The 9,756-nt window shown below is 43.1% G+C and carries 6 protein-coding genes and 1 pseudogene; 3 read left to right on the plus strand and 4 right to left on the minus strand.

Annotated elements, in window-relative coordinates:
* Positions 1 to 415 precede the first annotated feature (415 nt).
* Genes F6K37_RS23410 through F6K37_RS23420 form a run of 3 tightly spaced genes read left to right on the plus strand, consistent with a single transcriptional unit; the run spans position 416 to position 4,118 of the window.
* On the plus strand, positions 416 to 3,097 hold the full coding sequence (locus F6K37_RS23410) for an ABC transporter substrate-binding protein (protein ID WP_287252449.1): 2,682 nt from the start codon (positions 416 to 418) through the stop codon (positions 3,095 to 3,097).
* Positions 3,081 to 3,224: a hypothetical protein gene (locus F6K37_RS23415; RefSeq protein WP_008180261.1), complete on the plus strand. Its 144-nt coding sequence runs from the start codon at positions 3,081 to 3,083 to the stop codon at positions 3,222 to 3,224. The genes F6K37_RS23410 and F6K37_RS23415 overlap by 17 nt, the downstream gene beginning before the upstream one ends.
* A 60-nt stretch (positions 3,225 to 3,284) precedes the next feature.
* On the plus strand, positions 3,285 to 4,118 hold the full coding sequence (locus F6K37_RS23420; protein ID WP_008180259.1) for a class I SAM-dependent methyltransferase: 834 nt from the start codon (positions 3,285 to 3,287) through the stop codon (positions 4,116 to 4,118).
* A 16-nt stretch (positions 4,119 to 4,134) separates the two neighbouring features.
* On the opposite strand, the gene F6K37_RS23425 is transcribed toward F6K37_RS23420, so the two are convergent.
* The 4 genes and pseudogenes from F6K37_RS23425 to F6K37_RS23440 all read right to left on the minus strand — a co-directional run bounded on the left by F6K37_RS23425 (position 4,135) and on the right by F6K37_RS23440 (position 9,556).
* Positions 4,135 to 5,139 (minus strand): hypothetical protein, encoded by a 1,005-nt coding sequence (locus F6K37_RS23425; protein ID WP_052308409.1) that lies wholly within the window; start codon positions 5,137 to 5,139, stop codon positions 4,135 to 4,137.
* 119 nt (positions 5,140 to 5,258) lie between these two features.
* Positions 5,259 to 5,918 (minus strand): annotated as a pseudogene (locus F6K37_RS23430) (dynamin family protein); the annotation flags it as partial.
* A 1,540-nt stretch (positions 5,919 to 7,458) separates the two neighbouring features.
* Positions 7,459 to 9,333: an alpha-amylase family glycosyl hydrolase gene (locus F6K37_RS23435; RefSeq protein WP_044494659.1), complete on the minus strand. Its 1,875-nt coding sequence runs from the start codon at positions 9,331 to 9,333 to the stop codon at positions 7,459 to 7,461.
* A 34-nt stretch (positions 9,334 to 9,367) separates the two neighbouring features.
* A complete protein-coding gene (locus F6K37_RS23440) occupies positions 9,368 to 9,556 on the minus strand; it encodes a hypothetical protein (protein WP_287252454.1) in 189 nt (62 codons plus the stop codon).
* Positions 9,557 to 9,756: the final 200 nt, after the last annotated feature.

The following is a 9,756-nucleotide window of genomic DNA, read 5'->3' on the forward strand; positions in this document are numbered from 1 at the left end:
TATTTATATTCAGCCCAAAAACAAGGTTTTATGAAAAGGTGTTTTGATTTTGCGTTCGGGTAGCGTGGCCTACGGCCAATCGCTTTTCTCAGCAGCCTGATATAGCACTACGCATACCATTAGAGCGGCAGTCTGGCTTCAAATTAGTGTGAAGATAGTTTAAATATTTCTGGATAATTTCAAAAATATGGTATAGTCCATATACTATCAAGTATGCTAGTTGCCTAAATCCCATACCCCCATAACTCAAAGCGCTGCTTGACTCACAATTCTTAGGATTAAAATTCCTAGTAAATCCTGAGGGAGTAACAGCGCTAATCATCAACATGCAAATTTTCGTCAGTCAATCAGAGTCAAGGAGACTCCTGTCGGTGATTGGATCTGGCAATCTACAAAAATACGGCAATAAATAGAAATGAATAGAGTAGTTATTCTAACACTAGATGGTGACCTAGACAGGGGAATTCGAGTCACTTTGGCATGGGGAACAACAGACAAGTCAGCTGAAGGAAAAATTATGAGTCGGTTGGCACCAAACCCCGAAATTTATCAACTATACACCGATTGGCAGCAAGGATATCGTAATTTAGAGTATTTTTACCGAAACCCCCGCTTAACTCCCAAAGGACTGTACATCTCTTCGATGAAATCCTGTGAGCAATTGGTTGACGAGTTAAGCAACAATATTAACCAATGGCTGAATTCTAGATCCGATGGCTTTGACCAGATCAGAAATCAATTAACAACTGAGTTAAGCCGTCATCGTGATATTCGGGTATTGATTCAGACCGATAATCCTCAGCTTCAACGATTACCATGGCACCTCTGGGATGTATGGGAAAATAATCATGACTCCGTTGAATTTAGTTTAATTCCCTTGGAATACCAGCCAACTCCAGAAACTAAACTGAGAAATCGAGTCAGACTATTAGCCATTCTTGGTAACAGTGACGGAATTGATATCGAAACCGACCACAACAATTGGCAGCAAGTCTCTAGCTTAGATTCATCCTCCTGCTTTCTAGTAGAACCGACACGAGAGGAATTAGACCATAAACTTTGGGAAAAAGAGGGCTGGGATATTCTGTTTTTTGCTGGTCATAGTTCTAGCGAATGTAATGATGAAAGTGGTCGAATTTATATCAATCAGGAAGACAGTCTCATCATTGATGATTTAATTCCTGCTCTAAAGGAAGCCATTAAAAACGGCTTGAAGCTAGCGATATTTAATAGCTGTGATGGCTTAGGCTTAGCCAATGCTCTAGCTAGATTACAAATGCCACAAGCGATTATTATGAAAGAGCCAGTCCCCGATGAAGTTGCCCAGACCTTCCTCAGGTTCTTTCTCGAAGAATTTTCTCAAGGAAAGTCTCTCCATAAGGCAGTTAAAGTAGCACGAAAAAGACTCCATTATCTAGAGAATCGATTAGATAAAAAATTACCCTACGCTACTTGGTTACCGGTGATTTATCACCATCCTAAAGCACAACCATGGCGTTGGCCAGTGTCAGGATCATTAGTTACACTTTTGATTAAATTAGCGTTAGGGACTGTTGCGCTCCTTAGCATTTACGGAATTTACAAAATTGCCACAGAGCCTAACAAGCTAGGAGACAAGATTAGTTCTGGAGAAGAGATACTGGATACAACCTCTGCTCGACGTTTCAAGCACCGGGGTGTTAAATTTATGGCAAAATGTCAGACTCCCTGGAGAGATAACTTAGCCATTTTTAGTCAAAAAACTTGGCAACGATGGGAGAGGTGTTGGTGGACAAAATCTAACTATAAAAAAGCTGGTAATTTATTATTAAAATCCTGGCAAGAGGAAGACAAAGACCCAGAAACGTTAATTTATCTGAATAATGCCCTTTTAGAGGCTACTAAATCCGATTACTACACCATTGCTGTGGCGGTGCCCATCGTTAGAAACAAAAATGGCTCTGTCAAACATCGGGAGCTAGCTCAAAAAATTCTTCGAGGAATCGGTCACGCTCAAACAGAAGTTAACTTAGAGCTTTTTCAGGATAATGACAAACTCCCTAACAACTTTACTGAAAAGTTACTAGGAAAGGATGTTATAAACGGTAAATCTATCAAGGGTAAGGGTCTAAAAGTTCTTATTGCTGATGATGCTAATATCACCTCAGAAGCGATCCAAAGGGCAAAGGCACTAGTCAAGGAACGGGATATCCTAGGGGTAGTTGGTCACTATGCTAGTGATATGACCATGGAAACTGTGGATATTTATAATAGTAATAAGCTAGTGTTAATCTCCTCTGGCTCCACAACGGAAGAACTGACAGAGCACCCTAGAAATTTTTTCTTCCGGACGGTACCTACCGCTAAAATTGCAGCCCAATATTTGGTTGATTATTTGGTTGAAAATGGTCACCAAAAAGCGGCAGTTTTTTATAATCCTCGCAGTCCATTCACTCACTCGTTCTGGCAAGAATTTAAACAGCAGTTTACTAACCAAGGAGGAGAACTTGTCGATATCAAACACTACGATATATCTAAGCCCAACTTTAACCCTAAGCAAGCAATAGAGGAAATTGGGAAAACCCAGGACACAGCTATTGTTTTAAATCCTGATGGTCAAGTCACCAATGCTGTCACTAATGCTATCGATATGATCAAGGAAAACAATGGTCGTAATGTGATGGTGGGTTCCTCGGGAATCGCCAGGTCAAAAACACTAGCACTTAAACAACCCGATCTATTCGAGAACCTTGTGGTGTCTGTTTCCTGGCATCACCTAAACAGTGCTAACCCACAAGTTAATCAAGATGCTCAAACCTTATGGGGAAAATCTTTTAATTCCTTAACTGCCTGGTCTGCTTTAGCCTATGATGCAACTCGTGTGTTGATTACAGCTATCGAAAAACAGAAGAATCCCACACGTCTTGGTATGCAGAAAACCTTGAAAAGTCCTGATTTTAGTGCTGATGGGGTAACGGGAAAAATTGAGTTTGAACCGGCTAACGGTAATCGTAAGAATCCCTCACAAATCTTAGTCCATGTGGTGCCTTGTCCCAACCAGGAGTCTGGGTTAGAGTTTGTGCCCCTTGAGTATTCTTCTTGTGATCAAAAGCATTAAGCTCAAAAGCATTCAGCTATTAGCTATCAGCTATCAGCTATCAGCTATCAGTTATCAGTTATCAGCTATCAGTTATCAGTTATCAGTTATCAGCCATTCGCGTAGCGTGGCCAACGGCCAAGGCTGACGGCTGACAGCTGACAGCTGAATGCTTAGGCTAACATCAACTATAAAGAGGCAAAATACCATGACCAATAATCTTGAGCTAAGTGAGTTTAAACAAGAAATTGCTACTATCTATGATAACAGGAGCAATTCTTACGATAAGGGGGATTTCCATCCTCGGCTTGCAAATTGTCTAATCGAACATGTTGATATCAGACCTGGACAAAAAATCTTGGACATTGCTACGGGAACTGGCTTAGTTGCTATTGAAGCAGCAAAACGGGTTGGTCAGGATGGTCGAGTGGTGGGAGTAGATATTTCTACGGGTTTACTCAATCAAGCTCAACGCAAGATCTCCGCAGCAGGGTTGACTAATATTGAGCTAATCGAAGCTGATGCTGAGACCCTAAACTTTCCTGACAACAGTTTCGACAGAGTGTTATGTTGTTCAGCCCTGCCTTTAATGACAAACGTTCCTGCTGATCTACGCTTATGGAAACGTTTTCTGGTACCAGGAGGCTTAATGGGCTTGTGTGTTTTTGCTAAAACCGCTTTTACTACTGGCTTTATTCTCCAGAACGTTGCCCAAAGATACGGAATTTCATTGATATTTAGCGATGTCACCGGAGATGAAGAAAAATGCTACTCCTTGCTCACAGCAGCAGGATTTGAAGATATTAAAATTAAGCGGGAGCAATTGGGCAGCTACATTACGATAAGTGACGTAGAAGGCACCTGGGATGGTAGCTTAAAACATCCCCTGTGTTGGCCACTGCAGCAACTAGAGCCAAAACAATTAGAACAAGCCAAGGCTGACTACGTTGCCGAAATTAATGCCTTAGTCACCGACAAAGGTATTTGGAACGATATTACTACATTTTTTGTAAGCGGACGTAAAAATATGGAAAATTCTTAATTCTTAATTCTAAATTCTAAATTATTAATTCTGCATTCAATCTTTCCAAAACACTATTTAATAACTGTAGCTGATAAACCTGGCTGCTGGTATCCTGTGGTTGTTGATTTGTTGGCAAACTAATCACTTTCTCTGCCTTGGCTTGATACTTACGCACCATCGAGAAAGCGTCAGTACTGAAACAACTCAGATAATCCTGAGCTGCATCACTTAAGGCTTGGGCTACTTGATGGTCATAAGAGTCAGCGGATGAATTTGACTTATCTTTCTTTGCCCCTTTACTGAGGATATAGCTAGCGCCTCCAGCCATAGCTGCGCCCACTTTACCTTTTAAAACCAAACGGATTCCAGTAGAAAGACCAATTGGGATAACTTTCTTTGACTCCTGAGAAAATTCGGGAGGCTCAGGTATAATAACTTGAGGAGTATCGGGAACGGAAATGATTAGCTTACCAGGAGACTGATGCTCAAAAAACTCACACGCTTTATCAACCCATTCTTGGATTGCCTGTTGATATCCATCAATGTCTTGTTGGAATTGTGCTTGCCAACTGCTAAATTCCCCTTGCTGAAGTGCTGTCGCAAGTTTCGATTGATAGCGTTCTAAAAGTTTGGGCAAATACAGCCAACTCTCGAAATCAGAAACAGCGGCTTGGAATCCTTGTTTAATCAATTTCTGAGCTTTTTGTTGCAGCTCAAGTTTAGCCTGATGCTTCTCTTTGGCACTTTCTAATTCTGAGTTGATGACTTGGATTTTAGACTGTAGTGCTGCTTTAACCTGAGTTGCGATCGCATCCACACGATCCAGCCGAACCGTTGTCTTTTCCCGTTGAGCAGCTACCATGCTTTGCAGTGCTGATTCAAACATCGCCAATCCCGTGGTGTGTGCTTGATCAGATAATCCTTTTAGTCTAGCTCTCAAAGCAGGTAGGGCATCAACGCGATACAAGTTACTAAGCGTATTCGGTAATTCCGAGCGAAAACTTTCGGCTACAAACCGTAGCCTAGGGCGTGTTTTCAAAGTTTTCCGCAAGATTATGATCCCCCCCAGCCCCCCTTAAAAAAGGGGGGAGCCATACTCAAAGTCCCCCTTTTTTAAGGGGGATTTAGGGGGATCTCCGAGGCAAGAAGACACGCCCTAGTCTGGACTTCTTTTTGCTGATCAGGTTCCAATAAATTCAGGAAATTGACCACAAAAACAACAGTCTTGATTCCTCTATCTATTAACCAATCTCTCAGGTTTTCCCGCTCACCCAAGGTCATCAGCTGGCGACCATCCAGCACTTGAACGACTAAATCTGCTGTTAGCAGTTGGTCGCGCACTAAATTATCCTGAGCTTCCCGGTCATTTGTTCCTGGCAAATCCAGAAATTCTACACCAGTTTTTAGGAAGGGATGGGGACAGTAAACCTCTATCGAAGCGACATCAGAGCGCATACACCGTTGCTCATCTAGGATAGCATAGCGCTTGAGGACCTCTGTGCTATTTTCACTAATTTCTGTGCCATCAGTTAGGATAATTCGAGTATGCAATTCTTCTCCATATCGGATATGAATTGCAGCCCCTGTAGTGGGAATTAGACCAATGGGCAGAGTGCGCTTTCCTAGCAAAGCATTGAGCAAGGTAGATTTCCCATAATTAAACGGACCAAAGACAGCAATCCGAAATGTGGGATTTTCTAGATGGTCGCACAGGGCAATCACATCCTTTCGCAAGGGTGAGTCTTGCTCCAAATCAAGCAGACCGATAGCAGACCTAAGATAATTGACAACAGACTGATAGATTTGCTGATCTTCCATGACAATTGGTGTTCAGTAATTGGTCTTTGGTTATAAGCATTAAGCCGTCAGCCTTCAGCCGTCAGCTGACAGCTGAAGGCTTAGGTTTTTTTAATTATAATTTCAGGGTAGTTTGATATAGGTTTGAAGATGAGAGGCGAAAACCCTAGATTAAGTTCGCTGACTATAGACGAAGTAAGCAAGCATACTTGGCCTAACTAACTGTTTCTGAACTTTTCGGTAATTACTTAAGTTTCCTTAGGACTTTCGTGACTTTGTCCCTCCCACAGCAAGGGATGAAGCGTAAGCACTGATGCAGCAACTACCAGCTCCCTTGAAACCCCTGACTTCAAGCACCATTAGAGCTGTTAAGGCATCTCAAAAAAAAATAAGAGAGCCGTTGGTGTGACTCTCTCGATCATCAGGGTGCATCTACTTGATCTCAGTATAGCAAGATTAATGTGGGGTGCAACCCCTCATACCTCAACGGGAGCAAAATGTTAAAAAACTTAATAGTTTGGTGAGGCTTAATGATTGGGATAATAAAGCGTTCGCGCAGCGTCGGGCTTTGCCCGAATCCCATTGATGTAGCAACCACCAGTTGACTTGAAACCCTTGACTTCAAGCACCATTAGAACTGTTAAGCCATCTCAAAAAAAATAGAGAGCCGTTGGTGTGACTCTCTCGATCATCAGGGTGCATCTACTGATCTCAGTATAGCAAGATAAGTGAGGGGTGCAACCCCTCACCCCTATAGTCAAGCAAAATGTTACAAAACTTAATAGATAGGAGAGTCTGAATGATTGGGATCAAGCCTACGCACTCATGCAGCAACCACCAGTTGACTTGAAACCCTTGACTTCAAGCACCATTAGAACTGTTAAGCCATCTCAAAAAAAAAATAAGAGAGCCGTTGGTGTGACTCTCTCGATCATCAGGGTGCATCTACTGATCTAAGTATAGCAAGATAAATGTGGGGTGCAACCCCTCACCCCTTAAAGCGAGCAAAATGTTACAAAACTTAATAGTGCGCATCGGCTTAATGATTGGGATCAAGCGTTCGCGCAGCGTCGGGCTTTGCCCGAATCCCATTCATGCAGCAACCACCAGTTCCCTTCAAACCTCTCACTTCAAACACGTAAAGAACTGTTAAGCCATCTCAAAAAAAAATAGAGAGCCGTTGGTGTGACTCTCTCGATCATCAGGGTGCATCTACTGATCTAAGTATAGCAAGATAAATGTGGGGTGCAACCCCTCACCCCTTAAAGCGAGCAAAATGTTACAAAACTTAATAGTGTGCTGAGGCTTAATGCTTGGGATGAAGCGTACCCACTCATACAGCAACCAGTACTTGACTTGAAACCCTTGAAACCCTTGACTTCAATCACCATTAGAATGTTTCAGCCATCTCAAAAAAAATAGAGAGCCGTGCTTGTGACTCTCTTGATCATCAGGGTGCATCTACTTGATCTCAGTATAGCAAGATAAATGTGGGGTGCAACCCCTCATCCCTTTAAACCAGCAAAATGTTATAATCCTTAATAATTTTCAGGTAGAATCCCTAGGCCAAAATCATCATGCCACTAGGCGGTAATTCAATCCTGACCGTTGCCCTACCCTGGTCATGTTGAACGATTACGGTTTGATTCTGGGGTGGATGGCGTAATTGAGAGTTACTCCAGTAACTGTTGTAGAGCAGAGTAAGGGTTGAGCCGTGGGGGTGTAGTGAGGCATCAATGGTGACGTATGCACCCCGGTTTTCAGTGCCATGGGTGTTTAAAGCAACCAGAATTTCTTGATTGTAGAGAATCCTTGACCAAGCAATTAATTCTCCAGCATCAGGAATAGCAAAAGGTTTGCCGAGATAGGAGGTTTCTCGGAGGTATTGACGACCCCCACGTAGGGTTTTTCCAATCAGGTCTTGTCGATTTCGGAGGTTTGCGATCGCAGAAATTCTGAGATAGGTGGGATGGTCTGGGTCAAAGAAGTGACAGCCACTGGTTTCAAATGCTCCAAAGCTACCCCCAAACATCGATTCACGAATATAGCGATCGCTATTGGAAATGTTGCCATACTCATTGATTGGTTCAACACTAGGGTCATGGCGGTTTTCCGTGCCATCAAAGGCTTGTTCAGTACCGTAATAGATACAGGGTATACCCAACGTGGTCAGTTGCAACCCTACCGCATGGGCTATTTGCTGGTATTTACTAGGAATAGAGTTATTAGCAGCAAACCGATGCTTGCGATCGCGTCCGACCATATCATGGTCATCTAAGATCGAAACATGATACCGTCCCGTTTCCCGGTGGCTACCAAGGATATTATGCTCCTCAAATTGATTAAAAAACTCCCTTGGTGGTGTTAATCCTTTTACCATCCGTGCTAATCGCTTTGTGGGTTCCCCAATATCAAGCACAGCATCCAAGTTGCGACCAAATACTTCCAGGTAGTTGCGGGACATATGAGCCCCATCCGTTACTTCTCCCAACAGTAGGATGTTTTCCTTACCAATCGATTCCGCATATTCCCGGATAGCACCACAAAAACTACGGGAAACTCGCCAAGGAATATGCTTAACCGTATCAATGCGAAATCCATCGCAGTCACTTAGGGCAATCCAGTATTGATAGACTTTAATAATCCCTGCTAGGACTTCCGGTTTAGCGAGATTAATGTCTTTTAAATCAAAGAAATCCCCTCGGCGAAATTCTAGCTCCGGATGCAGTTTGTCTTCCCAAGGGTCTGCACCCCATTCGTTAATATGACCAGCACGAGTGTACCAATCAATGTTTTGAAAGTCTTGAGGCCATACCCCATCAATTTCTGTAGTGATTTCGGAAATCGCTTTACCAGTGCCAGAACGCCAACTATGAACTGGATAAGGTGGTTCAAAACGGTAGGGAAGGCTAGCTTTAGGATTATCATTCTCGTCTTGGTAGAAAAAGTTATTGCCGCTGTGGTTATAAATGATGTCTAAGATCACATACATTTCCCGCTCATGGGCAGCATCCACTAAATCCCGTAAATCCTGACGGCTGCCAAATCGGGGGTCAACATCTAGGAAATTTTGAATCCCGTAGCCGTGATAGGTGTCTAGTTCAATCCGTTGTCGCCAAACTGGACCAATCCAAAGGGTAGTGACACCTAATTGTTTCAAGTAGTCCAATTTACTTTCGATTCCCTTGAGGGTACCCCCTTGAAACCTTTTTCCCTTGCTCATCCAGTCACCTTTATTTTTGGCTTTAAATTGGTTGGGGTTACTAGGGTCAAATTTTTTCCGCTCTAGTTCTAACCCATCACTGAATCGGTCAGGTAGCAGAAAGTATAGAATCTGGTCTCGCCAAGTAATCGGACTTGGATAAACATTGCCCCTCGGTTGCAGGTTGGCCTCAGCGAGGGTTTGGGGAGAGCATGGTTCAACTGGAGTAGACACGATGGAAACCTTTGGTGAATCAATGTTAGTTTCTTTAACGGTATACACCAGTAGATAATTCAATTCCGCAAAAGACTAGTGGGAGTGGGGAGTCGGGAGTGGGGAATCGGGAGTCGGGAGTGGGGAGTGGGGAGTGGGGAGTGGGGAATCGGGAATCGGGAATCGGGAATCGGGAATCGGGAATCGGGAGTCGGGAGTGGTGAATCGGGAGTAGGAATAACAAAATTGAATTTACCTAATAATTGAATCGTGGGGTGTTTTTGAATTTTGAATTGATAATTTTGAATGGTCGCGAAGCGATTGACCAAGGGAAATCACAGAAATCAAACCCAAACTTTCAGCAGATGGCATTGCTAACACTTTCATCCAAATGGAATCGGATCTGTCTTGATGCAGTCGCTCATGGGGGGGACCCCCAAGACC

The organism is Moorena sp. SIO4E2 (assembly GCF_010671945.1).
Lineage (GTDB): Bacteria > Cyanobacteriota > Cyanobacteriia > Cyanobacteriales > Coleofasciculaceae > Moorena > Moorena producens.

Excerpts from the sequence above, each read along its gene's own strand:
- F6K37_RS23420 (WP_008180259.1), top strand. The coding sequence starts at position 3,285 with ATGACCAATAATCTTGAGCTAAGTGAGTTTAAACAAGAAATTGCTACT.
- F6K37_RS23410 (WP_287252449.1), top strand. The coding sequence starts at position 416 with ATGAATAGAGTAGTTATTCTAACACTAGATGGTGACCTAGACAGGGGA.